Raw genomic sequence first — 23,860 nt, 5'->3', positions numbered from 1 at the left:
TAGCCACGGTATTAAGGGCTGCGCTCTTTGCGTTTTGAAAAGGCTAAGGTGCATCTAGTTGCAGGAAGCCTCAATCAACTGCGCGCCGATAAAACCCCATCGACACACCGCCTGGTGTGCTGCCAGACCTGATCTGTTTAAGAGATCTGCGCGTAACAGCGTCTTGAAATAACTTCTTGCCCTTGCCCAGTATCACTGGAAATGTCCATAGACGAAACTCATCGATCAAGTCGTGTTCTAAAAGCTGCTGGATCAGTGCCCAGCTTCCATGCACCTGCAACAAAGGCCCGTCCATGCGCTTGAGGTTTCCGATCGCTTCGGGCAGGTTGCCCTCCACCCTGTTTGCATTGACCCACCCCAAATCGTCGCTGCGAGATGTCACCACATACTTTTGCGCTTGATTGATGGTCTGTGTTGCTGCTTCGTTTGGGTCTGCATTTTGCCAATGCGCAGCAAATAAATCGTATGTCTTGCGCCCGTAGAGAAAATCATAGGGGGCAGACATAGCCTCTACTTTAACCTGCTCCATGACGTCCTCCCAATAGGGCTGCGCCCACCCGCCAAGGTCAAACCCACCCGTTACGTCTTCCTCTGGCTGGCTCGGAGCCTGCATGACACCATCAAGGCTTTGAAATGTTAAGATTGCAAGGTCACGCATTTTCACAGCTCCCCATTCCTTCAAATTACAGCGTGCTTTCCAGTACACTTGAAATAGCCCAGAGCCGCAAGGGGGCAGGCAACCCATTTCTTGCTGTTTAGGTGCAAGCTGAAAGCGCAGTCTTTAAGACTGCGCTCCATTATGCGTTGACCCTCAGGCAGCCAGTTGGTGGCCCGGAGTTTCGTGGTCTGAGCCACCATTGTTGTAAAGGCGACCAAAGCGGTTGGACAGGAAGTCTTTCAAATTGATGCTTTCCTGTTTGATAAACCCTTTGGCCTGCAACTTGTTCGTCATCAACATGTCCAGCGTCGCGCAAATGCTGGCGGCTGTTGTAATCTGAATGCCGCTCCAGTGTTTGCCCATGATCTCCCGGTCATTCACAACATGGGAGTAGGACCTTTGCTGAAAACGACCATCTTTCATACCCGTTGCGGTAATGAAGATCAGCACCCGGTCCTGCATGGTGGCTGGAATAGCGTCTTCCATCACCTCTTTCAGCAGCTCTCGCTTATTGATAAAGCCTAGGTCCTTGAGCAACAGCTCCATAATATCCCGATGACCGGGATAACGAATGGAGAGGTATCGCAGGCTCTGCACTTTGCCTTGCAGTGTTTTTGAAAGTGAGCCCAAACCACCAGAGGTGTTAAAGGCTTCATAATCAACACCATCAAGGGAGAAATTTTGCAAACCGGCAAGGGCTGGCACAGTGGTGAGTTCGCCGCCTTCAATGGCAAGGCACGGATTACAATACTCATTGATCAACCCGTCCGTGGACCAAGTAAGATTGTATTTCAATTTGTTTGTTGGGTAACGGGGCAGGGCACCAACACGCAAGTGCAGGTCTTCAAGGCTCTCAAACTGCTGAGCAAGATCATGCCCGGCAATGGAAACAAAACCAGGGGCAAGACCGCATTGCGGAGCAAACGCTTTATTGGCACCTTCAGCAATCTTCTCAACCATGGCAGTACTGTCCACGTCCTCGGTCAAGTCAAGGTAGTGGCAGTCTGCATCTTTGGCGGCCTGCGCAATCACTGGGGTCAGGAAAAATGGAGCCGCAGAGATTACAGCATCGCATTCTTTAAGGGCATGCGTAAGTTTTGCAGGATCGCTTACATCCAGTGCCTGTGTTGTTACATGCGCAACGTCCAACTCCGTCAGCGCTTCAACACTTTGGTCCAGTATTTTGATCTGGTAATCTCCAGACCCCTGCAACAGTGCAGCGATCATCCCACCGATCTTACCTGCTCCAACAACAGCGACATGATGTCGGTTCATAAGCTCCTCCAAGCTTGTTTCGATTGACTACCAGTCTACGCGAAAACACTGCCGGAGTTTACGGGGCAACTTGCCGAAATGACGCTTTGATCCGTATATTTGACGGCAAATATGTCACATTGACATTAAAAATGTGAAAATGACAGTTTGTGGCTTCGTTTGAGGCATGAGTCGCGCTGTTCGTGCGTTGAGCCACCAACCCAGCTTTTGGGCTGGGTTGAATTCACGAGGGTACAAGGATCGCTAATTCTCAATGCTATAGGTATTTTGCGGCATGAAAGGCCGTTGCCTCTCAAACTTCTTCGTCAGCACAATAGACGAACGTGTTCGCTCAACACCCGGGATTGCAGCAATCTCATCAAGCACAGCATCCAACTCTTCCAGCCGGTCTGGTTCCACAATCAGACAGAGGTCAAACTCACCGGAAATGGTCAGGCAACTACGGATCTCAGGGTAAGATTCCAGCTGGGTAATCAACTCACGGGAGCGTTGCTGTGCAACAGAAAGCATCACCAACGCCTGCACGCGTTTTTCGTCCTGCTGATCTCCTAGGATTGCCGTATAGCCGATAATGATGCCTTTGCGTTCAAGGCGGGCAATGCGCTCTTGAACAGTTGAGCGTGCAACATCCAGTCGCCGCGCAATCGAGGACACCGGTTCGCGGGCATTCCCTTGCAAGATCGCAATCAATTTTCGATCCAGCTCATCCTTAACTTCGGCCATAATTTACCCCAATAGATTTTACGTGAATATAACAGGAGTTTCGTCATTTTGGCAGCGGTATCAGGCAAAACTAACAACTTACAGAGGTTGGGCTAGATGAGCCTGTCAGGCAGGGGGTGAGGTGCCGAAAGGACGTGTTCCCTGTGCTGAAAACCCATAGAGGCCTGTTGTGTTCTAAAATACGTGATGTTATAAACTAACAAAATTGAATGTAATACTATAACAAAGTTGGTTGTGCGCTTATGATGCATCTGGTTCGCTCAATGGGTATGTTCGGTCTTCTTACCGCCACTCTATCAGCCCCTTCTCTGGCTTTTGGGCAGGTCAACGTGGTTGCCTCCATCAAGCCAATCCACTCGCTGGTGGCAAGTGTCATGGAAGGTGTCGGCACACCTGATCTTGTGGTGCAAGGGGCAGGCTCGCCGCATACGTTCACTCTAAGACCGTCCACAGCGCGCAAAATCGCAGATGCAGATGTTGTGTTTTGGGTTGGGCCGGGAATGGAGAACTTTCTGGAAACGCCGCTTTCGAACCTGGCGCCATCTGCGAAGATCGTTAGCCTGAAGGATGCTGAGGGTCTAAAGCTTTTGAGTTTTCGTGAAGGGGGTGATTTTGAAGCCCATGAGCACGGTGGTGATCAGCACCACGACGAACATGAAGCACATGATGAGCACGAGCACGCTTCAGCCTCTCATGATGATGAGGAACATGACGCACAGGCGTTTGATATGCATCTTTGGCTAGACCCGCAAAACGCGGTTGTCATGCTGGATGAGATTGCAAAAACGCTTTCTAAAGCCGACCCAGAAAATGCTGCCAAATACGCTGCTAATGCACAGGCGGAGGAAGCCCGGATCAATAAGCTCTCAAAGTCGTTGAAGGTGGAGCTGGAAAACAACCACGATAAACCCTTCGTGGTGTTTCATGATGCCTACCGTTATTTTGAAGAGGCCTATGACTTAAACGCAGTTGGATCAGTCACGGTCAGCCCAGAGGTGCTGCCAGGTGCCCGCCGCTTGTCGCAGGTGCGCCAGAAACTGGAGAGCCTCGGTGCAAGCTGTGTGTTCTCAGAGGCTCAGTTCAACCCCAAAATGGTGGCCGTGCTCAAAGAAGGCACCGGCGTAAAGACAGCCGAGCTTGATCCATTGGGCTCCAACCTGCAAGCTGGCCCGCAATTGTACACAGACCTGCTCAAACAGATGGGTCGTACCATCAATGAGTGTCTTTCAGACAATCAATAAATCCCCTAGATCGATCAGGCCCTGCTAAAACCAACAGCTGTGTGAACACGTCTGCGGCAGGGCCAAGACATCCGTAGGATCAAGACGGGGAATGCGTAGTAGGGCAGGGTGCCGTGTTCAGGCCAGGGCGCTTTAAGCAGGGCTATCGCCTTCCAGCCGGTGGCACCACCGCTCCAGTATGCCTTCAAGGGCCTGTCGGTCCTGTGGGTCCAGAGTGTCCAGCACTTCCGCCTCCAGCTCAAAGTGCTTCCTAGCAACTTCCTCCACCAAATTCCGCCCTTTGTCTGTCAGGTAGATCATGAGGGCACGTCGGTCTTCAGGGTTAGGGCTTCTGCACACCAGCCCAAGCTTTTCCAGCTTATCCAACCGGCTCGTCATGGTACCAGAAGTCAGCATACTGGACTTGGAGAGCTCAGTCGGGCGCAGCGCATATGGCTCACCACTTCGTCGCAATGTCGCAAGAACGTCAAAATCACCGTTTGCTAAGCCAAACTTGGCAAAATTTGCGACAAGGGTTTTGGTAACTTGGGTGTTGATCCGCAACAATCTGCCCAGCACATACATAGGGCTGGCATCAACCTCAGGGAATTCTTTTGTCCATTGGCGCACAACGCGTGCAACGTGATCAGTCATTCTAAGTCCCAATAATCCGCCTCAAAGCAATAGGATATATATCGCAGAGGTATTACTTGAATTCAAGATACTTGACGAATCTTAACCCATATTCTAATTCTATGACATATTAGTTTAAGTTCAAGATACTTAAGGTCAAAGTGAATGCTCATTCAATTTCGCACTGCGCTAACCCCTGCAATCTGGGGCACTACCTATGCGATCACGATCCTTCTATTGCCTGCGCAAGATCCTGTTTGGATGGTGGTCTACCGCTTGCTGCCAGCAGGTCTGTTGCTTCTTGCCTTTGCTCCCGGCTTGCTCTCGGCCCGCTGGATGCAGCGTGCAATGATCATCGGGCTGACCAACCTGTCTATGATCTTTTTCGTTTTCATCGCCGCGTTCCGTCTTCCAAGTGGCATGGCTGGAACCATCATGGCGACGCTGCCCTTACAGGTCATCTTCTACATCTGGGTTCTGGATGGAAAGAAACCCATTGCGCGCCAGCTGGTCGCCTCGTTTATTGGGTTGTTTGGTGTCGCCTTGTTGCTGCTTGGCGCTCTGGAAGTGGACTGGCTTGGCATCGGTGCGGCGATGGTCGCGTGCCTGAGCACGTTCACCGGTGTCTATTTAAGCAATAAGTGGGGCAAACCAGAAGCAAGCATGGTCACCTATACAGGGTGGCATGTCACGCTTGGGGGGCTTTATGCCGTGCCGATTGCCCTCATATTAGAAGGGGCGGCCCCGATACCTGATCTGGGCATGGCGCTGGCGTTCTTCTGGATCGGAATTGTGGGAATGGGCTGGGCCTCGGTCAACTGGCTCAAAGGGATCGTTCAGCTCAACCCGACTACGATTGGTTTTCTGTCCCTGGTCAACCCGGTCTCTGCCGTCGTGTGTGGTCAGGTGCTTGTGGGAGAAGACTTTGGCTGGCGTCAGTGGGTAGGCATTTGCATCGTGCTTGGCAGTATCGTTTATGCTTTGAAAGCGCCTGCTACAGCAACGGCTGCCAAGCAAACCAAAAGGGCAACGGCAACCAATTAAATGTTAACGGATAAGATCAGCGCAGGTAAGCGATATAGGCATCCTGCGCTTTTTGCATGGCTTCAACCTTATCGTTGACATTGCCTTTGCACACGACACCATTATGGTGCAGCTCCCACCGCCATCGCTTACGGGTGTCTTCCGCGTTTTCGCGATGAACGCGCATGCTCATCTCAGTACTAAGGACGCCCGTGCCCACATTGTGGTCTGGGACGTTTTTCCAACGCTGCCGCCACTGAAACTTTTTGGACATAGTAATTAAACACCTGATGTTCTTCCTATGTTCTTATGATGGTGTGATTCCATTAAAAATTTCCTAACGCGTGTTAAGGAATGCCCAAAGGATCATCAAAGCTGCCAGCATACAGAGGAAGATGCTGCGGCCGCTCTAAAAGACTTCTCTCCCAACATCAAAAAAATGCAAGCTGAGAGAGAAGCAGAAGCAAATCTCCTAATTGCTAGGCTTCTTAACGCGGCCATCAGGTGTAACCGAGCCCTTAGAACCGCCTTCCAGATCAAAGCGATAGGACTCTTTGTTCACGGCATCTTCTTTTGCCGTTTCAAGTTTCTTCTCAAGCTGTCCAACCACAGTTTCACTAGAAATCTCAAAGCCTTTCCCTTTGATTGGCTCAGAGAATGGCTCTGTGTACAGATCCGAACCCCATTGTGGTTTCAGGCCATGGTTGGCAGCGCCAAGGTTAACTTCGACAGCGGAGTGGTGCTCATCGCCAACCAGATATCCGGTTGCAAGCCAGCGCCCTAGCTCCTTAACTTGCGCCTCGGTATTGTTTCCCTCCAGCCCCAACTCTTTAATCACGCCTTTACCCAGCAACCGAATGCCAGTGATGAAGCGGTCAGTGGTTCCTGAGGGACCGGCCACCGTGGGCTTATTGTGCATTTCTGCATCCTTGGCAAAACCAGTGTCATCTTTCACATCCCAGACCGAAAAACCGGGCTGATGTTCCACGATCACCTTTTCGGAAGGCAACTCACCTGATTTGACCGGGCCTTTGTCTTTAAACTGGTAGTCTTCTCTATCGGCCCTGTTGCGTGGGTTCGTTCGGGCAAAAGCTGCTTCGCGTTCAGTTAAGCGCTTATTGGCCTCAAGGTCCGCCTCTGTAGCCCATGCTCCATCGCCCCCTTTCTTGCGGGTGCGGTACTTGCGCTGGTTTGCCGTCAGGCTTTGTCCGGCCAGTGCGTCATTCTCCGGCACTGTGTCGTCGTCACTGCCCGGCACATCGCCATAGAGCTCAGGGTTCTCAGAGGCGTTCTGTTTGTTTTCGTTTCTGTAGGTGTAAAGCTTAAGCTCTTCGGGAGCCTGGCTGCCAGGTTGCGCACCGCGCGGCGGGCCAAACTTGAAGCTATGCAGGTAGTCGATGTCGATGATATCCTTCACCTTCTCCTGCAACTCCGGTGAATGATAGATTTTTTCAAGCGCCTTTCTAAAGGCAGGAGAATTCGACAGATCGAAATAGGCGGTGCCTTTTTCGCGCACTGTCACATCTGTGTCCTTACCCTTTTTGGCGCCGTCGACTATCTTAGTAAAGCCACCAGCTCCCAGCTGACCTACAACGCCGTATTTCGGGTTGTCACCGGTATAGGCCTGCATAGCATCCAACGTACCTTTCAGCTCGTTGTCACCTTCCAGACGTGTAAACAGCGTGACGATACTTTTGATCAGGCTATCCGCAGTTTTGTGAGCAGCCGGACTTTCAGAGGCGACCTGAGCCAGCGAAGCTTCAACTGCCTTGCTATCGGTGGTGTTTAACCCACTTTGCTTCAGCATTTGAGCTTCAGCCTGTTGGCCTTGATCTACCGTGTCAGGATAGGTGATTTTAAGCTCTTGAAAAACGCGTTTTGCCCAGCTCAGCTCTTCTTGTGTTCCAGCTTCTGTAGTTTGGTTTTGCTTTCCAAGCGGCATCGATACACTCCTCACACATGACCGTTCGACCTCTGCCTAAAGAATGTATCTCTCATGTTTCATGGAGTTTAAAATAACCAATATATTCATTGGGATGACGTTCACATTTATCACTCTGATTTTATCGCAGTGAAACTCCTGTGAGCACGCAATGCAACAAGCGCAAGATTAACAAAACGAGTGTTTGTGCCATAGTTTGAAGTGCTTCGAAAAAAACGGCCACATCACCGCAGATATGCGCATGCACCCAATGACAAGCTTGACAAGCTTAACGCCTCACGCACCGACACGAATTTGTTATTGCGTGCAATACCTGTCGCTAAGCCGTTATGAGCAGATAGGATGAGATGGGAAATGGGGTGCATTGGTGCAAACTGAAGTCATTGCGGCTTTCATTCTGCCACAGGTGACTCCAGCTGCAGTATATTCCTTGAGACCTATTTCTGTCATTCACCTTTGAAAGTAAATCAAACAACCGTCGCATCTGTGTGTCGATGCCGGTTGCTGACCACGCAAAGGTAAGGATCACCAATCGTAAACAACAGATTGAGTTTCGTGCGTACGCGAGCGTTCGACACCATCCGGGCCATCATAGGTGAAGTTCAATATGATCCGGGTGCCTTCTTTTTCTAAAGGGTAGGTGCGATGTAGCGTGGTGTCGGTGCTGAAGAAATAAATATCGCCGCCCTGGTGAAAATAGGTGTCGATTGGACTTTCAGTTAGAGTATGGAAAATAATGGGGTTCTGCTGTCCCATGTTGTATGTGGAACGCACTGCAACATACCACCGTGATCAATTGGCGGATGATCAATGATGAAGACCAGCGCATATTAATAGTCTCCCCAGTGCCAACCGTGGGTGTCACCGGATTTGGTCTGGCGCATCATCGTCATGCGCTCATTTTCCCAGTCACAATCAGAAACATAATGGCCTGTAGTATCTTCCAGGCTGCGACACAGTTGAAGGGAACCATTAAGCTCGGGGATTAAGTCACCGTGTTTGCGGATGTCGTACGCATTTATAGAACCCAGCTTGCGCTGACTGTTGGACGTTTCAGTGACAGTAATGTTGATCCGCCGCCCAGCGGCTGTTGCGATCTCACGCGCTTTCGTCCGCACCAGTTCTTTCAAAGCTGGAGGGAGCAAAACACTCACGCGAATGTATTCTGATCGGGTCAAGCAATTCCTGGGCTTTGTGATAGATTACTTCCATTCTTAACTGTCGAAGTGTTGTTTCAGCTGTTTTTCGATCTCGCTTTACGTTTCAATTTCAGAAGAACTGTCAATGTCACATATATCAGTTCCGAATTTGAGGAGGTCAAACGTGAAGCTGACAACATGAGCCTACTGCCGGATTCCTTTATCAACGGAGGAGTTATCGTGCTGATGAGGTCATTGCCACGTAAGCTCTCACAGTGTTGGAGAGCAAAAAACCGGCTTTTGGGAGAAAGCCGGTTTTAGACGAATACTATAAAAATAAACTTGCCTGATTAGCAAGAACCATCAGTCAATATCAAAGTACGGGCTTGTGTATCAGCTTTGTTTTCATCGTCTAGCTGCGTGATTGCATCTTGAACAATGTCAAAGTCGCTTTTGCCTGTCGCTTCATTCTTGGCAGGTGTGAAGCCCTTGCTTTGCAAAATCTTCATCAAGTCTGGAAACTTGATTTCGCAGTTATTGGCGCGCAGTTCAGTGATGAGTAGCTCTTTCATTTCATCAACGTTCACCTGGTCCTTAGCAATCGCGAAGGAACTTGTTGCCAAAAGCAGCGCAAACGAAGCAGAAAGTATTTTCATAAAATTGTCCTTATTTGGTATTATCTTTCGTCTCTGCTTACTATCAGTAATAGATAGTTTCCCCATGCGACAATCTGCACTTCCCACAGACAAATGCGTATTGCCGAGCATCAATTCCGCCGCACACAATTCGGTAGTGCGCTTACCAATAAAGTTCCGATCAAACGCAAATGCTGATCAGTCTCCTTAATTGTACATTTCAATAGGAAGTAACTCCTGGTTGGTTTCGCTGCTAAAACAAGACGGCTAAACCCTGATCGCTTAAGTGCGGGTGCGTCGTTGGGAGAAGATGCGGCTGTTAAAACAACAACTGAAAAGGTGAAGCCTTGATTTTCGATGCTCTGCGTAACATTGGTATTATTGTTATTTTTGCGGGAGGCATCTATTCATTTCATCGAATTAGAAAACAGAATGAATATAGCCAACTTCGCGAACGTGGGCTTTGCCCAAACCTTAACGTGATCCATTTGCTTCCTGCATTTTTTCGAAAAAAAGATGACCCGATAAAACGGATACACACAAGGCTATCAAAGATCGGGCTTTGGCACGCGTTTCTAGTACCCTTCGGCATTCTGGGCTACGCATATTTCACGGCATTTATCGAATTCTCGCTCAGTAAATAAAATTCACGCTCGCACGAACCTCCTGAACTGTATTCCCACGAGATACCGCCAACAAGCTTGAATTGATGTGGATCAAGTTGCATTGTTGAGATGTTATGTAAAATAGTCTCACCCATAGTTGCTTCGTTTTCTAACACCTATGACCGCAGAGTTTTCGGCGCCATAACTTGGGTGAGCGAGTAGGCCAATGCAGAAATTAGCAGTGAAGCAAGACACAGGTGCCGAAGAAAAACAAATCCTATGGCACACAAGTTCGATTGAACAGGTGCTCAAAAAGCTAGGCACCAATCCCGCAGGTCTGACACAAAAAGAAGCCGAGTCTCGTGTGTTAACGCACGGACTTAACCGTATGCCAAAGCAAGAAAAGCGCAGCGCAATCCATCGTTTCCTGCTACATTTCAATAACATATTGATATATGTGCTGCTTGGCTCCGCTCTTATTACAGCGTTTCTTAATCACTGGATCGACACCTCCGTCATTTTGGCCGTGGTGTTTACCAATGCCATTATCGGCTTTATTCAGGAAGGAAATGCAGAAAAAGCAATGGATGCAATCCATGAGCTGCTCGCGCCCCACGCCTCGGTCCTGCGTGATGGAATGCGTCAGAGCATCGCCGGTGAAATGCTCGTTCCTGGTGACATTGTGCTGCTGGAGGCGGGGGACAAAGTTCCAGCTGATATCCGGCTGCTTTCTGCACACGGCCTCTCAATACAAGAGGCTATTTTGACAGGTGAATCCGTTCCGGTGGACAAGGACTGCTCCTGTGTGGCTATGGATGCGCCGCTAGGTGAGCGCTCCTGTCTTGGTTTTTCCGGTACATTGGTAACAGCTGGCCAAGGCAAAGGCGTTGTCGTAACGACAGGGGCCTCTACAGAGATTGGGCGCATTAGCGGTCTGATCTCAAAGGTGGAGACGCTTACGACGCCCCTCGTAAAACAGATGAATGTGTTTGCCAAATGGTTGACCGTCCTCATCCTTGCCATAGCTATCCTGTTGCTTTTATTCGGATACTTTGTTGATCACTACGACTTCACAGAGCTGTTTATGGCCGTCGTTGGGTTGTCGGTGGCTGCAATCCCTGAAGGTTTACCCGCCATATTAACCATCACTTTGGCGATTGGCGTCAAAGCAATGGCCAGTCAAAACGCTATTGTTAGGCGGCTTCCGGCCATCGAAACACTCGGATCAGTATCCGTAATTTGCACCGATAAAACGGGCACGCTGACCCTTAACGAGATGATGGTGACCTCAGCGCTGGTTCACCAAAGTGTGTTTACATTGGAAGGGGCGGGGTATCAGCCGAAAGGTTTGCTCAAACTCAATGATAAGGTCGTCTCACCTTTTGAGCATGTTGCTTTGGGAGAAATAGCCCGAGCTGCGGTTTTATGTAATGACGCAGAGCTTCGAGAGCGCGAAGGGGCTTGGGTGGTTGAAGGTGACCCGATGGAAGGCGCGCTGCTTGCATTTGCAGCAAAATGCGGCGTGGGTGCCCAAGGTGAGCAGAACACCTGGCGTCGCGTAGATACGATCCCGTTTGATGCAAAACACCGCTTTATGGCGACACTAAACCATAGCCCAGACAATCGCGCCTCTGTGTTTATCAAAGGAGCGCCAGAGCGCGTTTTAGCCATGTGTAACAAGCAACGTAAGGCGGATGGCGGATCTGAGCGCCTTGAGGAGGCCTACTGGCGCAAGACAGCAGACGGCATAGCTTCACTTGGTCAGCGTGTCTTGGCATTTGCGGTAAAAGACATCCCAAATGAAGACATGCAATTAAATCATGCGGACGTGGAGGGTGGTTGCACACTGCTGGGCATGGTCGGGCTGATTGATCCGCCAAGGGCAGAGGCAATCACAGCGATTGGTGAATGTCATGATGCTGGTATCCGTGTGAAAATGATCACTGGCGATCATGGAGCAACCGCTGCCGCGATAGCCAAACAGATAGGTCTGAAAAACCCCAACAAGGTGCTCACAGGTAATGACCTAGATACCTTTGATGATGCAAAGCTTAAGGAGGAGGTGCTTGATTGCGATATTTTTGCGCGCACCAGCCCTGAACACAAGCTGCGTTTGGTAATGGCGTTGCAATCCCATGGCATGACAGTGGCAATGACCGGAGATGGTGTAAACGACGCCCCCGCATTAAAACGCGCCGATGCCGGTATAGCCATGGGCAAAAAAGGAAGCGAAGCGGCTAAGGAAGCGGCAGAACTGGTTTTGGCTGACGATAATTTTGCCTCAATTGCGGCTGCTGTCCAGGAAGGCCGCACCGTCTATGATAATATCAAGAAAGTTATTAGCTGGACTTTGCCGACCAATGCAGGTGAGGCGAGTACCATACTAGTGGCCATGCTGTTTGGTATGACCCTACCAATTACGCCGGTTCAAATTCTTTGGGTCAATCTGATTACAGCAGTAACTTTGGGGATCGCTCTTGCTTTTGAGCCAACTGAGAAAAACACGATGCGCCGCGCGCCGCGCCCACAGGAAGAGCCATTACTGACGGGCGAGTTGGTCTGGCATATTGTTCTGGTAGCTGCTCTATTCCTTGGCGGTGTCTTTGGGATCTACAGTTACGCAATCGAACGTGGATACTCAGTAGAACTTGCCCGAACAATTGCGCTCAACACGCTCGTCGTGATGGAAATATTCCACCTGTTCTTCATTCGCAATATATACAGCACCTCCCTTACTTGGGAGGCAATCCGAGGCACCAGGATTGTTTGGATTGTGGTGATCACGGTTACATTGGCCCAATTTGCCATAACCTATATTCCTCTTCTGCAAGGAATTTTTGAAACGCGAGCAATTCCATTCTTCGACGGTCTGCTCATTATCGGAACCGGACTAACACTCTTCGCAATTGTTGAAATCGAAAAACAAGTGCGTTTGAACTTGAAGGCGAGATAATCTCAAAAGCCTGCGTCTACATACCCAACTTGCCCAGCCTGCTAGACACTAGCAAAAAAGCCGTTTTTGCAGCTTGTCCCCCTTGGCTTAGTCAACGTCCTAGCGCCTTAGTAGGATCGTCAAAATTGGCTCTCCAAAGATGTTATGGCTAAATTGGATAACGCAGCCAATACTCCCCGAAAGCTGGACATATGCAAAACAGTTCAGCAAAATCTTGATACATCACTATTGCGTTTAAATATCTGATCCGAGGGGAATTTATGCCAGTTACTATTCGGAAAATGCGCGAAGCGGATATTACGGTCTGGGCAGAAATGCGCTTTAAGCTTTGGGATAGCCTCTCAGTTGATGAACACCTTACGGATATAAGTAAGATGCTTAGAGCCAAGAAGAGGTGGGGTTACATTGCATTGTTACCAAGTGGCGAGCCTGTTGGCTTTGCCGAAATTTGCATACGCGAATATGCTAATGGTTGTACTGCTCAACCCGTCCCTTTTTTGGAGGGAATATGGGTTCATCCTATTCAGCTGCGGCAAGGTATCGGGCGATCTATAATTCAGCAAATTACTGATGATCTGATCCAGAGCGGTTTTCAAGAGCTTTGCTCAGACGCAAGCTTAGATAATAAACAATCCCACATGGCCCATGCGAGCTGGGGTTTTGATGAGACTGATAGAGTTGTCTATTTTCGTAAATCTCTGAATTGCCCTTGAGGTGGAACGTTCTGTGAGAACTGTGTTGCGAACTCAACGATGTGCTCAGAGCGGATCTCGGCACAATCCAAGTCTGCAATCGCATAGCGGTCACGAATAGTTTCCCAAACTTGTGACTTTGCCGCGACCAATGTTTTTGTTGTGATCTTTAAGCGATCGCTTTATTACCTCACTTAAAGCCTTTGCGGGTTTTGGGGTGCGTTCTAGTCCACTTGGAAGCGATAGATTGATCTCTCGTTTGTTGAGCACGGTTTGGGCCGCCCGTTTGAGGGAAAATATCTTACTCTGTCTGTGAGTGATTGTGCCCTTTCACTTGGTCCTTATTTGAGCGCAATATGAGACACTGCCATATTACGTTATTTTGAGACTATGGTGCCAATCGCTATGAATTGAGCAGGGTCTTTGGAATGCTAAATGACTGAAAAAACAAAAAAACTCTATGATATCAACCAGTCTGTCTTCGCCGTTGCGCCGATGCTTGATTGGACTGATAGACATTGCCGTGCATTTCATCGTGTTCTATCAAAAAACGCTCTCCTTTACACCGAGATGATCACCACAGGTGCGCTGATCCATGGTGACAAGGAACGTCATCTGCGCTTTTCTGAAGGCGAGCAGCCGACGGCCTGTCAGCTTGGTGGCTCTGACCCCAAAGCCTTGGCAGAGTGCGCAAAGATGATCGAAGACTGGGGCTATCATGAGGTTAACCTCAATGTTGGTTGCCCCTCTGACCGCGTGCAATCAGGCAAATTTGGCGCATGCCTTATGTTGGAGCCAGACCTTGTGGCGCAGTGCATTGCAGCCCTGAAAGATGCCGTCTCCATTCCTGTCACCACAAAGTGCCGCATTGGTGTTGACGATCAGGAGCCGGAAGAAGCGCTGAACACGCTGGCTGACAAAGTCATCGCAGCGGGCAGTGATGCTATTTGGGTGCATGCACGCAAAGCATGGCTTAAAGGGCTGAGCCCAAAAGAAAACCGGGATGTACCGCCTCTGGAGTATGACTTGGTCTATCGCCTTAAACAGCGCCTGCCAGATGTTTTCATCGGGCTTAATGGTGGTGTTGCGACCCTGGAAGAAACCTCCGCTCATCTGGAGAAACTTGATGGTGTTATGATGGGCCGTGCCGCCTATCAAAACCCGATGCTGCTCGCTCATATAGACCGTGTTGTTTATGGCGAAGACAAGAGCGCACTTACCTCTGTAGAAGCAATGGACGCTTACCGTGGCTACATTGAAAACGAGTTGAATGCGGGCACAAAGCTGGCGTCGATTACCCGTCATATCTTGGGCACCTATCAAGGTGTTCCAGGCGCACGTCATTTCCGCCGTATTATGACGGTTGAAGCCAATAAACCTGGTGCAGACATCACGGTTTTGGATGACGCATTGGCCGCTGTTGCACATCATCAAAATGCGATCCGGGCAGCTTAAAGCGCCATTAAAACGATCAGGACATTGAAAGGGATTTAGCTTGGACATTATGTGGGTGCCGATGTTCGGCTTCGCAGCTGCATTGGTTGCCTCCGGCGCTCTGGCCGGATTTCTCGCTGGCTTGTTCGGCATCGGAGGGGGAGCAATTCTTGTCCCGATCCTTGTCAGTGTTTTAAGTGAAATCGGCGTAGACCCACAAGTCGTGATGCACGTTGCAGTGGCCACGTCACTTGGGATTATCGTGCCAACATCCCTGCGCTCTTTCTTTGCTCATAAAAAGAAAGGGGCGGTTGACCTTGCCTTGCTTAAAAGCTGGGTCATTCCAATACCGCTTGGTGTTCTGGCGGCCTCGTTTGTTGCAGCTATGGTTTCAGGTCAAACGCTCAAGGGAATTTTTGCGGTCATCGCTTTTGTGGTGGCCATGCGCATGTTGTTTAACCGCGAAAGCTGGAAACTGGGTCAGGAGATCCCGAAGAATCCAGTTCGTGGGCTAATTGGCGTGTTGATTGGGTTTTTCTCCACCCTGATGGGGATTGGCGGAGGCGTCATGAACAACACATTCATGACCTTGTTTGGCCGCCCAATCCATCAAGCTGTCGCAACCTCTTCCGGCGTTGGAGTTTTAATCTCAATTCCGGCAATTTTTGGCATGATGGCCGCAGGGTGGGGAGCTCCAAACCTGCCGCCATTTTCTGTAGGCTACGTCAACGTGCTGGCCGTAGTTTTGATTATCCCGGTTTCAGTTCTGGTCGCACCGCTGGGCGTTCGCGCCGCTCACACATTGCCAAAACGAAAGCTGGAGATCACATTCGGAATTTTCCTGCTGATCGTCAGCGCAAGGTTCTTGGTCTCTGTGCTGTAGCCGTTGAGTGCGTGAATAACAAAAAAGCTGCTGACATCATCGCCAGCGGCTTTTTGTTTTGGAGGCCGGCTACAAACCTTAAGCACAGCGCTTGCACGAGAAAAGCTGCACAGCGGTGACGGATCTAAAGAAACGATCATCGGGCCTTTAATATCAACTGGTTCCCTTCCATGCGCCAACTGGCAAAGGTGCTAAGCGCACTCATACCCAAAAGGCTGGTGGAAAGCATTTCTTGCTGGGCGACGAAGACAGGGACCTCCTGCAAGTGCCAGTCGCCAATCTGCATATCCTGCAAGCGCACACGCGCCACAAATCCCATGCCGTTTGCTGTTGAAACAGGCATGCTGAACGTAAGCTCATCGACGTTGATACCGACCCGCCGAGCGTCGCGATACGTGAGAGTGATGTGCGAGGCACCTGTATCCACCAGCATGTCGACAGAGACACCATCGATCAGTGCATCAACGAAAAACTGATTATGTGCACCGCGAGAAACGACCATCTCACCATCTGCGGACTGAACAACAGAACCGGGGAACAGCTCTGACATAACGCGGTCGCGAACGCTCATCAGCTCATAACGGTATGAGTAACCGATGATAAGCAGCAAAGCCAGACCACCCCAAAATGCCACTGCGCCGAAAACCTCCCGCGCAGCAGGGCGGCGCACGAACATGCCCATCAAAATCACGATACCAATGGCTGCAAGTGATACCAGCCGCGGCCCATCCTCTTGAAACCGCTCGCCAAGAAATTCAGGTGTGCCAAGGTACCCAGTTGAAACGCCAAGCGCCATGGCGCCAACAAGGATCACAAGGCCTATCATCCAGCGCATTGTGTTTCCTTCCTCTTCCCAGCATAAAATTTGGCTTTACGCTCTGGAAGGCTGGCCAGCACCGCATGTTGCGCTTTTGTGGAAAGGGAGCGCCAGCCTGTAATTTCATCAATATGTCGCCAGCAGCTCACACAAAACTGTTTTGTATCATCAAGCTTACACAGTTTTAAACACGGACTGTCAGCTGGCTTAAGATCGTCAGGCAATATTACATCCTTGCAAATTCAATGCGATTCCAAGTTCACCATCAACGGGCTCCGGGGGTACTAACCACAATCTTGGCCGTATGCCCTAAAAACTCTGAGAAGCTGCGCCCCGCCTTCCCAACTCGGCCCCCAATACCCTGCTTGCTCCGATTGGCTTTGCCCCGCTCAAGTGATTTTACAAGTTGCGGCCCGAATTGAGCGAGCTGAGCATACTTATCATGGTTGATAGCATCCTGCGATTCAACATCTGTCAAGTCGATAACAACGACCCCAAGTTGTGTCAGTATTTCGTCATCTTCCACATCTCCAACCCGCGCTGTACCGCCTGCAATCCGGCGCGAGAAACGCAGGGCGCGATCATCTCGTGAGACCAGAACAAACACGGGGTTCGCACGGTATCCAAGAGAGGTAATCATTGTTTTGAAAACATCAATGTCGATATCAGGCGATGCCATGACAACCGTGACTTTTTTGTTTTTCAAAAGCCCGATGCCTTGGAGCTCCATTTGCCGCAATGTCTCCAGAAGGAGCAAGTTTCCAAGCGAGTGTGCGATAATCGTAACCTGGGTTGCGTTGGAGTTTGTTAGCTCCAGTAGAACCTCTTGCAATCCATCACGGGCAATAGCGACGCTGTTGGTATCATAAATATAGTTTGTCAGGCTGCCCGCAGATGCCCAGGTAAACAGGATGGGCAGACGTCTTTCCTTGGCGTCGGCAGCCATTTGCGCCAACCGAAAAACCCCCTCTGAAAAACGTGTGTTGTACCCATGAATGAAGACAACGGCCTTACGTGCTTCAAGGGAGCGCTTTGCAAGCTCTTGATTAACTTGCGCTCGGAATGCGTCTTTCCCATCAATGTATGCTGCTTGGCGAACAACAAAGTCAGTGGCAGGATTGCCCGGTGGTGATGATGGCCATTGAATTCGGCCGGGTTCATGATTTGGCGGAATGGAAATTGTCGCTGAGCCAAAGTCCAGTACTTCGGAGCGTTTTGAAGAATAAAGCTCATGAGGTTCGCTGGAGCGGGCTCTGGTCGTGGCGATCAGCATGCTCACCTCTTTGGTCCCAGGTGCCTCTTCAAGTGAAACACGCAGGGCATCAGGTCCGGGGCGGGAGGCGCAACCGGCAAGCACAGCCAGCACCAGCACAGCCGGTATCACAGCTGAAAGTTTGCAAGCCAAAAAATGCCTCATGATTTCTCCGAGCCTGAAAGATACAAAGGATAACTGGCCGCTTTGCAAGCAAGCAATGCGATTAGATTAAAGCTAAAATGCTAGCAAATGATTGCAGCGGGCGTTTGCTTTACAAAATAAAGGCGCCCAGCAAGAAGCCAATGGACCCAATTTGTTGCGCAGCCCCCAAAACGTCACCCGTAATTCCTTTGATTTTTGCACGGGAAAGGCGAGCAAGGACCCACACGAGTAGGAGACCGACCAAAACGCCCATCACCACTTGCCCGAAACTCAAATAAAACAGGCAAAGCGCAAGAGGCAGCAGGGCAAAAAGTGTTGCCCAGTAAACCGCGATGTTTTTCGGGACCCCGAAACGGGTCGACAAACCACCCTGATAAGCTGCAGGAATCTTGTGCCAAATCCAAACCATACCCAAACGGCCCGTTGTTTCTGCTGCAAGAAAGCCAAGCGCAGCACCAGCCCCTCCAAACACCTCTAACAATACGCTCAGTAACAGCCAGCGCAAGCTAAGGGACAGAACCAAAGCAACGGTCCCGAAGGCACCAATGCGGCTGTCTTTCATGATCTCTAGCCGTCGCTCGGCAGTGTGCCCGCCAAAGAAGCCATCGACCACATCAGCCATGCCGTCTTCGTGCAGACAGCCTTGTACAGCAGCAGCAGTGGCAACAGCTAACAATGCAATCACAGGACCTGGGAGCGAGCCGAGCGACAAAATAAACAACACCAGCATGCTTGGAAGCGAGATGATGATTCCAGCCAGCGCAATGCTGCGTGTACTGGTGCTGAAGTCCGGAAGTTTTTCCAAGGAGTCCCACTTGCCTAATTTGGGAAGTGGGATGCGGGAAAAGAAACGCACCAACTCTGCGATTTCGGCAAGGATGGAGTGAGTGGGTGGAACCGAATCTAGGTGGTATTGATCATCAGACATGACGGGGTCTCATAAAAACGGAACGGGAATTTAAGCAGCTCAGATCAGTTAGAACAACTATTTGTAGTTTGCAAAGTCGCGTAAACCACAAATAGTTGATAAGTCTCATTTGTATTCCGGCACCAGTAGCTTATAGAACAGCGCAAACAACAAAACGCAAAAATCCATTTTGCGGATCACTAAAGTTCGGAGAAGCGTATGTCTCTTGCCACGTCGGCACTGCCGTTCGATGATATCAAAAACCTGATGGGCGCGATGCCAGGTCCAAGCCTTGAGGCTATCGAAGCAGTCAAAAAACGCGATGCGCAGCTAACCAAACCACTTGGCTCTCTTGGCCGTCTGGAAGAGCTGGTAGAATGGCTCGCAGCGTGGCAAGGCCTGCCGATGCCGAAGGTAACACGCCCTCTGGTTGCTGTGTTTGCGGCAAACCACGGCGTTGCAGACAAAGGTGTTTCAGCCTTCCCGAAAGAAGTGACCGCCCAGATGGTTTCCAATTTTGCAGCCGGTGGCGCAGCCGTCAACCAGCTCTGCATCACGTATGACCTGGGCCTGAAGGTGTTTGAACTGGCGCTGGAAATGCCAACCCCGGACATTTCCGAGGAAGACGCCTTTGAAGAATCCGAGTGCGCAGCAACCATGGCCTTTGGCATGGAAGCGATCTCAGGTGGAACAGACCTGCTTTGCATCGGCGAAATGGGCATCGCCAACACAACAGTCGCCGCTGCAATCTTCTACGCCCTGTTTGGCGGAACAGCGCAAGAGTGGGTTGGTCCAGGCTCTGGTGTTGCAGGCGAAGCGCTTAAGAACAAAGTTGCTGTGGTTGAACAAGCCGTACAGCGCATTGGCGGTGCAGGCAAAGTGGAGCCGCTGGAAGTTCTGCGTCGTATCGGCGGACGTGAAATTGCGGCAATGGCAGGCGTTATTCTGGCAGCGCGCATGCAACAGGTTCCTGTCGTTATTGATGGGTTCGTAACATCTGCGGCCGCAGCCATTCTTTACAAAATGGACAGCTCCGCACTGGACCATTGCGTGTTCTCTCATGCTTCAGCGGAACCGGCCCACCGCAAGGCGGTCGCTGAAATGGGCGGCAAGCCAATCCTCGACCTCGGCTTGCGCCTTGGCGAAGGCTCCGGTGCAGCTATTGCAGCAGGCATCATCAAGGCCGCGGCAGCAACCCATGCAGGCATGGCAACATTTGCTGATGCTGGTGTTAAAGCTCAAGAGGTGTAAAACCACCATACCCCTTTGAAACAGGAGGGGGATAAAATTTAAAAAGGCCGCCTGCAACCAATGGTGCGAGGCGGCCTTTGTATTTTTACAAACCCACGCAGAAAATGCAGGTTCCTTTCAAAACAACGCAAACATCAACGCAAACGCTGTCTTGCTGAATTCACTTAATCAAGATAACGCCAGGTATCAGCACCATCAAAGTGGCGAACCCGAATATCTTTCACGTCCTGCGCCGGTACCATGCGCGTGTTAACGGCCATTTTATCACCGTCAGGATCAACAGATGTCCAATGCGTTGTGCCGCCGCAAGTCTTGCAAGTATGGAACTTTAAAGACTTGTCACCCCAGGAGTAGGTAAAGCTCGCATCTGGCTTCTGTTCTACGGTCACATTCTCAGGTGACCCATGGGCCCAAACAGTGCCGAAACGTCGGCATGCAGAGCAATTGCATTCTGTAAGCCATTCTGGTTTTTCACGAAATTCAAAACTGACCGCGCCGCAATGGCAAGAACCACGAAGCATATAATTCCCCCTCAATAATTTAGAACAAAATAAGAACGTATAGCCTTAACCAGCACGAAGCAAGGATTCCCTATCTTTACGCCCATTCTGGTCGGTCGTTGGGGCAGGGTCAAGCTGGCTCAAGACACGTGATACAGGCAGCAAAATGGTTGCCTGCGTCCCCTCATGCAGCTTTGAGGTCAGTTCAAATTCCCCACCATGCATTTGCGCCAAGGCTTGCACAATCGAAAGCCCAAGGCCAGTGCCTTGCTCGGCATCATGAATGGCTTGTGTTCCTTGTCCAAAGGCCTGCAAAACGACGGGGATCTCTTCCTCCGGAATGCCTGCACCGGTGTCGCTGACGCGAATATACTGGCCACCTGCGCTATCGCTTCCCACCTGAATCGTAATTTCGCCTTTAGCTGGAGTAAACTTCACTGCATTGGTCAGCAGGTTCAAAACCATCTGCCGAAGCGCCTTTTCGTCGGCCCAAACCTTGTTGAGGCCTTTTTCATAAACCTCGTGGATTTCAACGTTCTTTTCAGCTGCTCGCATATGCATCATGTGCTTACAATTTGCAGCGACATCGCGAAGGCAGACAGGCTCCTCCTGAAGCTCATAGCGACCCGCTTCAATACGCGACAAATCGAGAATCTCATTGATTAGATTCAGCAGGTGTTGGCCGGACTGATTGATATCCCTAGTGTATTCTAGATATAATTTGTTAGACATTGGGCCGAGCACTTCGTCTTTCATCACCTCCGAAAACCCGAGAATCGCATTCAGTGGTGTGCGTAATTCGTGGCTCATTGTCGCAAGAAAACGTGTTTTAGCTAGATTCGCCTCTTCAGCTCGCCGCCGTGCTTCCTGAGAAATCGCATTCACCTGTTCCATCTCAGAGATCAGATGGTCCTTTTCTGCACGGTACTCAAGCAGTGTCAAAGCCGAGTTGTGCAGCTGTTTGCTCAAGATATAAAAGAACACCTGTGCACCTATCGCCATCAACCCCATGGCATAGTGAGGAATGCTGTCATAGTGCCAAAAACTGACGATCAGTGCGACGGTTATTGGAGCTGTTGCAGCTAGCAAAGCACCGGGCAGGGGGGAGGACAGCATTGTTGCCATGGCAATGACAATCAGCATGGTTGCGAACTGGAAAACTCCAAACCCGTAATCCGCCGTATATTGAAGGTTTGTAATAAAAAAGATAGCCCAAACAACACCATAGAGCATGTCTCCAGCAAGAAGCTCTCTGCGTATCGAACGCAGGTTACCCTCTTTGCCCAAACTTTTTTCCAGGCGCTTGGTAGAAAGAATAATCAGTAAGTGAGAGAGCAGCATGATGACAAGCCAGCTGGCGGTGACTTGAATGGGGAGCCAGACCGTTGAGATCCCAGCAGCCACAAATGCGATCAACGGCACAGCATAAACCACTGACAGCCTGTTCTTCACAAACATCAAAATAAGGTCAGCTTCAAAGCTGGGGTGAACCCCGCCAAGCGTTTCAAGACGCTCTCGCGCGTCCTTAAGTGTACGTGCAACTTCGCGCCGACGATTTGCCCGCTCACTATTTATAGTTGTTTTACCCTTAATATTCTGCGACGATCCGTTGTTCATGTATTCTCGGCCTCTATGTGCCAATAGATTGACGGGATACTTGCCCTTTTGACCAGAATGAACATGATCTCTTAAGATTGCTCTGCATTACAAGGTTAATTCTGAGTATACGGACGATAAGCAATATTAACGTATTGACCCATTTTGGGACATGTTCTATTTCAGATTGCAAGGGCAGCAGCTTATGGTTGTTGGGAGGCACCATTGAAACTTTATAGTCATAGGCAGGCGCCTAATCCATTTCGTGTAACCCTGTTTCTTGCTGAGAAAGGCGTTAAGGTTGATACGACCTACGTAGATTTCATGCATGGTGAATTACAGGCAGATGCGTTTAAAGCAATAAATGAATTCCAGAAAATACCTGTGTTTGTGCTTGATGATGGAACAGCGATCTGCGAATCCGCCGCCATCTGCCGTTACATAGAGGAAATGAACCCTCTGAAGCCATTGCATGGACAGACCGCTAAAGAGCGGGCCATGATTGAAATGTGGAACCGCAGGGCGGACCTGCAATTGCTCTACCAAATCGCACAGGTGTTTCGCCATACTAACCCTGCGATGGCCAAGTTGGAGCAACCTCAGGTGAGCGAGTGGGGGGAAGCAAACCGACCAAAAGCGCTGGAAACTCTGGCAATTTTCGACGCCCAGCTTTCCAAAAACCCGTTCATTGCTGGTGATCGCTACTCGGTTGCTGATATAACAACTTTCACCGCAATCAATTTTGGGCGCGTTATTAAGCTGCAAGTCCCTGAAGAACTTGGTAATCTACGCAGATGGTATGCCAAGATGATAGAACGCCCGGCGGTCCAGTCGGCACTTCAGGTGATGAAGGAAACCTCCAGCGCCTGAGTGAGCAGATAGCAGCTTGCCGCGTCTGTGTTGAAAAGCCAATACGACAAGCCTTGCCTCACGAGCCAAGGCCTGTCGTTGTGCTCTCAGCAACAGCGCGTATGGCAATTTGCGGTCAAGCTCCCGGTACACGTGTGCACGCCTCAGGTAAGCCCTTTACAGATCCTTCTGGTGTGCGCTTGCGTGCATGGTTGGGGCTTGATGAGGATGCGTTTTATGATGCATCCAAACTTGCAATTATCCCCATGGGCCTGTGCTTCCCCGGTTTGGACTCCAAAGGCGGCGATAAGCCACCAAGAGCGGAATGCAAAGATACTTGGCATCAAAAAATATTCAGCAATATGCCACAAATTGAAACACTGCTTGCAATAGGTGGCTACGCGCAGGTCTATCACATGCCAGAATTCACCAAACCACGACTTTGGGAAACAATTGCTCAGTTTCATTCAGTCTGGGAAAAAACCTGCGAGCGACAGGCTAAAGGTCTAGGCCCTCGCGTTCTTCCTCTTCCCCACCCATCTTGGCGCAATAATGCCCACATAAAAAAACACGAATGGTTCGAGAAAGAGCTGCTCCCGCTTCTAAAAGAAGAAGTTACGCGCCTTATAGGCTGAAATGAGAGATTCTTTTTTTATATCTGCATGAATATGGGATCTGTTTTCTTGGTGTGCTGGAATGTTATGCTTG

At 50.1% G+C, this 23,860-nt stretch carries 22 protein-coding genes and 1 pseudogene; 9 read left to right on the top strand and 14 right to left on the bottom strand.

All coding sequences use genetic code 11. The features are described 5' to 3' along the window. Positions 1-70: 70 nt before the first annotated feature. The 3 genes from BMZ51_RS01810 to BMZ51_RS01800 all read right to left on the bottom strand — a co-directional run bounded on the left by BMZ51_RS01810 (position 71) and on the right by BMZ51_RS01800 (position 2,656). A complete protein-coding gene (locus BMZ51_RS01810; RefSeq protein WP_068003283.1) occupies positions 71-658 on the bottom strand; it encodes a dihydrofolate reductase family protein in 588 nt (195 codons plus the stop codon). Between the two features lie 153 nt (positions 659-811). Continuing rightward, positions 812-1,933: a saccharopine dehydrogenase family protein gene (locus tag BMZ51_RS01805; protein WP_068003286.1), complete on the bottom strand. Its 1,122-nt coding sequence runs from the start codon at positions 1,931-1,933 to the stop codon at positions 812-814. A 243-nt stretch (positions 1,934-2,176) separates the two neighbouring features. Then, positions 2,177-2,656 carry an Lrp/AsnC family transcriptional regulator gene (locus BMZ51_RS01800; protein WP_068003289.1) on the bottom strand — a complete coding sequence of 160 codons (480 nt, stop codon included), beginning with the start codon at positions 2,654-2,656 and terminating at the stop codon, positions 2,177-2,179. Positions 2,657-2,898: 242 nt separating this feature from the next. Here BMZ51_RS01800 and BMZ51_RS01795 point away from each other — a divergent pair, with 242 nt between their 5' ends. Then, complete coding sequence (locus tag BMZ51_RS01795) at positions 2,899-3,897, top strand: zinc ABC transporter substrate-binding protein (RefSeq protein WP_082825561.1); 999 nt, start codon at positions 2,899-2,901, stop codon at positions 3,895-3,897. A gap of 132 nt (positions 3,898-4,029) precedes the next feature. Here BMZ51_RS01795 and BMZ51_RS01790 read toward each other — a convergent pair whose 3' ends face one another. Further along, positions 4,030-4,530, bottom strand: coding sequence for a MarR family winged helix-turn-helix transcriptional regulator (locus tag BMZ51_RS01790; RefSeq protein WP_068003292.1), 501 nt, complete (start codon positions 4,528-4,530; stop codon positions 4,030-4,032). Between the two features lie 144 nt (positions 4,531-4,674). Here BMZ51_RS01790 and BMZ51_RS01785 point away from each other — a divergent pair, with 144 nt between their 5' ends. Beyond that, positions 4,675-5,553: a DMT family transporter gene (locus BMZ51_RS01785; RefSeq protein ID WP_068003295.1), complete on the top strand. Its 879-nt coding sequence runs from the start codon at positions 4,675-4,677 to the stop codon at positions 5,551-5,553. A gap of 16 nt (positions 5,554-5,569) precedes the next feature. Here BMZ51_RS01785 and BMZ51_RS01780 read toward each other — a convergent pair whose 3' ends face one another. The 4 genes and pseudogenes from BMZ51_RS01780 to BMZ51_RS01760 form a co-directional block, all read right to left on the bottom strand. After that, a complete protein-coding gene (locus BMZ51_RS01780) occupies positions 5,570-5,806 on the bottom strand; it encodes a hypothetical protein (protein WP_068003297.1) in 237 nt (78 codons plus the stop codon). Positions 5,807-6,004: 198 nt separating this feature from the next. After that, positions 6,005-7,474, bottom strand: a complete 1,470-nt coding sequence (locus BMZ51_RS01775; protein WP_068003300.1) for a type III effector — start codon at positions 7,472-7,474, stop codon at positions 6,005-6,007. Between the two features lie 525 nt (positions 7,475-7,999). Further along, positions 8,000-8,628, bottom strand: a pseudogene (locus BMZ51_RS24710) (HalD/BesD family halogenase). Positions 8,629-8,963: 335 nt separating this feature from the next. Further along, positions 8,964-9,269: a hypothetical protein gene (locus BMZ51_RS01760; protein ID WP_068003309.1), complete on the bottom strand. Its 306-nt coding sequence runs from the start codon at positions 9,267-9,269 to the stop codon at positions 8,964-8,966. Between the two features lie 810 nt (positions 9,270-10,079). On the opposite strand from BMZ51_RS01760, the gene BMZ51_RS01750 reads away from it, so the two are divergent. The 4 genes from BMZ51_RS01750 to BMZ51_RS01735 all read left to right on the top strand — a co-directional run bounded on the left by BMZ51_RS01750 (position 10,080) and on the right by BMZ51_RS01735 (position 15,815). Next, positions 10,080-12,806 (top strand): cation-transporting P-type ATPase, encoded by a 2,727-nt coding sequence (locus BMZ51_RS01750; RefSeq protein ID WP_068003320.1) that lies wholly within the window; start codon positions 10,080-10,082, stop codon positions 12,804-12,806. Between the two features lie 260 nt (positions 12,807-13,066). Beyond that, a complete protein-coding gene (locus BMZ51_RS01745) occupies positions 13,067-13,519 on the top strand; it encodes a GNAT family N-acetyltransferase (RefSeq protein WP_068003323.1) in 453 nt (150 codons plus the stop codon). 414 nt (positions 13,520-13,933) lie between these two features. Next, the gene (dusA, locus tag BMZ51_RS01740; RefSeq protein ID WP_068003327.1) at positions 13,934-14,953 is read left to right on the top strand and encodes a tRNA dihydrouridine(20/20a) synthase DusA; all 1,020 of its coding nucleotides are present in this window, start codon (positions 13,934-13,936) and stop codon (positions 14,951-14,953) included. A gap of 49 nt (positions 14,954-15,002) precedes the next feature. Continuing rightward, positions 15,003-15,815 (top strand): sulfite exporter TauE/SafE family protein, encoded by an 813-nt coding sequence (locus BMZ51_RS01735; protein WP_175484992.1) that lies wholly within the window; start codon positions 15,003-15,005, stop codon positions 15,813-15,815. 136 nt (positions 15,816-15,951) lie between these two features. Here the strand turns inward: BMZ51_RS01735 and BMZ51_RS01730 are convergent, their stop codons facing one another. The 4 genes from BMZ51_RS01730 to BMZ51_RS01715 all read right to left on the bottom strand — a co-directional run bounded on the left by BMZ51_RS01730 (position 15,952) and on the right by BMZ51_RS01715 (position 18,977). After that, a complete protein-coding gene (locus BMZ51_RS01730; RefSeq protein WP_068003334.1) occupies positions 15,952-16,650 on the bottom strand; it encodes a retropepsin-like aspartic protease family protein in 699 nt (232 codons plus the stop codon). Next, positions 16,638-16,856 (bottom strand): DUF1289 domain-containing protein, encoded by a 219-nt coding sequence (locus BMZ51_RS01725; RefSeq protein WP_068003337.1) that lies wholly within the window; start codon positions 16,854-16,856, stop codon positions 16,638-16,640. Before BMZ51_RS01725 ends, BMZ51_RS01730 begins: the two co-directional genes overlap by 13 nt. A gap of 41 nt (positions 16,857-16,897) precedes the next feature. Further along, positions 16,898-18,049 (bottom strand): alpha/beta hydrolase, encoded by a 1,152-nt coding sequence (locus tag BMZ51_RS01720; RefSeq protein ID WP_068003340.1) that lies wholly within the window; start codon positions 18,047-18,049, stop codon positions 16,898-16,900. Between the two features lie 109 nt (positions 18,050-18,158). Beyond that, positions 18,159-18,977, bottom strand: coding sequence for an adenosylcobinamide-GDP ribazoletransferase (locus tag BMZ51_RS01715; protein ID WP_068003343.1), 819 nt, complete (start codon positions 18,975-18,977; stop codon positions 18,159-18,161). Between the two features lie 198 nt (positions 18,978-19,175). Between BMZ51_RS01715 and cobT the strand changes: the two genes are divergently transcribed. After that, the gene (gene cobT, locus BMZ51_RS01710) at positions 19,176-20,207 is read left to right on the top strand and encodes a nicotinate-nucleotide--dimethylbenzimidazole phosphoribosyltransferase (protein ID WP_074881710.1); all 1,032 of its coding nucleotides are present in this window, start codon (positions 19,176-19,178) and stop codon (positions 20,205-20,207) included. A gap of 164 nt (positions 20,208-20,371) precedes the next feature. On the opposite strand, the gene BMZ51_RS24255 is transcribed toward cobT, so the two are convergent. Next, positions 20,372-20,728, bottom strand: a complete 357-nt coding sequence (locus BMZ51_RS24255; RefSeq protein ID WP_208979216.1) for a GFA family protein — start codon at positions 20,726-20,728, stop codon at positions 20,372-20,374. A 45-nt stretch (positions 20,729-20,773) separates the two neighbouring features. Then, entirely contained in the window at positions 20,774-22,324 is a 1,551-nt protein-coding gene (locus tag BMZ51_RS01700; RefSeq protein WP_208979215.1) for a sensor histidine kinase, read from the bottom strand. Between the two features lie 204 nt (positions 22,325-22,528). Here BMZ51_RS01700 and BMZ51_RS01695 point away from each other — a divergent pair, with 204 nt between their 5' ends. Further along, positions 22,529-23,173, top strand: a complete 645-nt coding sequence (locus tag BMZ51_RS01695) for a glutathione S-transferase (RefSeq protein WP_074881707.1) — start codon at positions 22,529-22,531, stop codon at positions 23,171-23,173. Next, entirely contained in the window at positions 23,098-23,787 is a 690-nt protein-coding gene (locus BMZ51_RS01690) for a uracil-DNA glycosylase family protein (RefSeq protein ID WP_175484979.1), read from the top strand. Before BMZ51_RS01695 ends, BMZ51_RS01690 begins: the two co-directional genes overlap by 76 nt. Positions 23,788-23,860 lie beyond the last annotated feature (73 nt).

The sequence above is a fragment of the Pseudovibrio axinellae genome, from assembly GCF_900110875.1.
GTDB lineage: Bacteria > Pseudomonadota > Alphaproteobacteria > Rhizobiales > Stappiaceae > Pseudovibrio > Pseudovibrio axinellae.
The sequence above is the reverse complement of the archived record's forward strand: the minus strand, read 5'-3'. Positions and strand labels throughout refer to the sequence as shown.

What these genes read in the sequence shown, in the direction of transcription:
- BMZ51_RS01730 (WP_068003334.1), bottom strand. Translation starts at nt 16,650, where the DNA reads ATGCGCTGGATGATAGGCCTTGTGATCCTTGTTGGCGCCATGGCGCTT.
- BMZ51_RS01690 (WP_175484979.1), top strand. Translation starts at nt 23,098, where the DNA reads ATGGTATGCCAAGATGATAGAACGCCCGGCGGTCCAGTCGGCACTTCA.
- BMZ51_RS01780 (WP_068003297.1), bottom strand. Translation starts at nt 5,806, where the DNA reads ATGTCCAAAAAGTTTCAGTGGCGGCAGCGTTGGAAAAACGTCCCAGAC.
- BMZ51_RS01760 (WP_068003309.1), bottom strand. Translation starts at nt 9,269, where the DNA reads ATGAAAATACTTTCTGCTTCGTTTGCGCTGCTTTTGGCAACAAGTTCC.
- BMZ51_RS01700 (WP_208979215.1), bottom strand. Translation starts at nt 22,324, where the DNA reads ATGAACAACGGATCGTCGCAGAATATTAAGGGTAAAACAACTATAAAT.
- BMZ51_RS01750 (WP_068003320.1), top strand. Translation starts at nt 10,080, where the DNA reads ATGCAGAAATTAGCAGTGAAGCAAGACACAGGTGCCGAAGAAAAACAA.
- BMZ51_RS01805 (WP_068003286.1), bottom strand. Translation starts at nt 1,933, where the DNA reads ATGAACCGACATCATGTCGCTGTTGTTGGAGCAGGTAAGATCGGTGGG.
- cobT (WP_074881710.1), top strand. Translation starts at nt 19,176, where the DNA reads ATGTCTCTTGCCACGTCGGCACTGCCGTTCGATGATATCAAAAACCTG.
- BMZ51_RS01790 (WP_068003292.1), bottom strand. Translation starts at nt 4,530, where the DNA reads ATGACTGATCACGTTGCACGCGTTGTGCGCCAATGGACAAAAGAATTC.
- BMZ51_RS01775 (WP_068003300.1), bottom strand. Translation starts at nt 7,474, where the DNA reads ATGCCGCTTGGAAAGCAAAACCAAACTACAGAAGCTGGAACACAAGAA.
- BMZ51_RS24255 (WP_208979216.1), bottom strand. Translation starts at nt 20,728, where the DNA reads ATGCTTCGTGGTTCTTGCCATTGCGGCGCGGTCAGTTTTGAATTTCGT.
- BMZ51_RS01720 (WP_068003340.1), bottom strand. Translation starts at nt 18,049, where the DNA reads ATGAGGCATTTTTTGGCTTGCAAACTTTCAGCTGTGATACCGGCTGTG.
- BMZ51_RS01785 (WP_068003295.1), top strand. Translation starts at nt 4,675, where the DNA reads ATGCTCATTCAATTTCGCACTGCGCTAACCCCTGCAATCTGGGGCACT.
- BMZ51_RS01715 (WP_068003343.1), bottom strand. Translation starts at nt 18,977, where the DNA reads ATGTCTGATGATCAATACCACCTAGATTCGGTTCCACCCACTCACTCC.
- BMZ51_RS01735 (WP_175484992.1), top strand. Translation starts at nt 15,003, where the DNA reads ATGTGGGTGCCGATGTTCGGCTTCGCAGCTGCATTGGTTGCCTCCGGC.
- BMZ51_RS01745 (WP_068003323.1), top strand. Translation starts at nt 13,067, where the DNA reads ATGCCAGTTACTATTCGGAAAATGCGCGAAGCGGATATTACGGTCTGG.
- dusA (WP_068003327.1), top strand. Translation starts at nt 13,934, where the DNA reads ATGACTGAAAAAACAAAAAAACTCTATGATATCAACCAGTCTGTCTTC.
- BMZ51_RS01800 (WP_068003289.1), bottom strand. Translation starts at nt 2,656, where the DNA reads ATGGCCGAAGTTAAGGATGAGCTGGATCGAAAATTGATTGCGATCTTG.
- BMZ51_RS01795 (WP_082825561.1), top strand. Translation starts at nt 2,899, where the DNA reads ATGATGCATCTGGTTCGCTCAATGGGTATGTTCGGTCTTCTTACCGCC.
- BMZ51_RS01810 (WP_068003283.1), bottom strand. Translation starts at nt 658, where the DNA reads ATGCGTGACCTTGCAATCTTAACATTTCAAAGCCTTGATGGTGTCATG.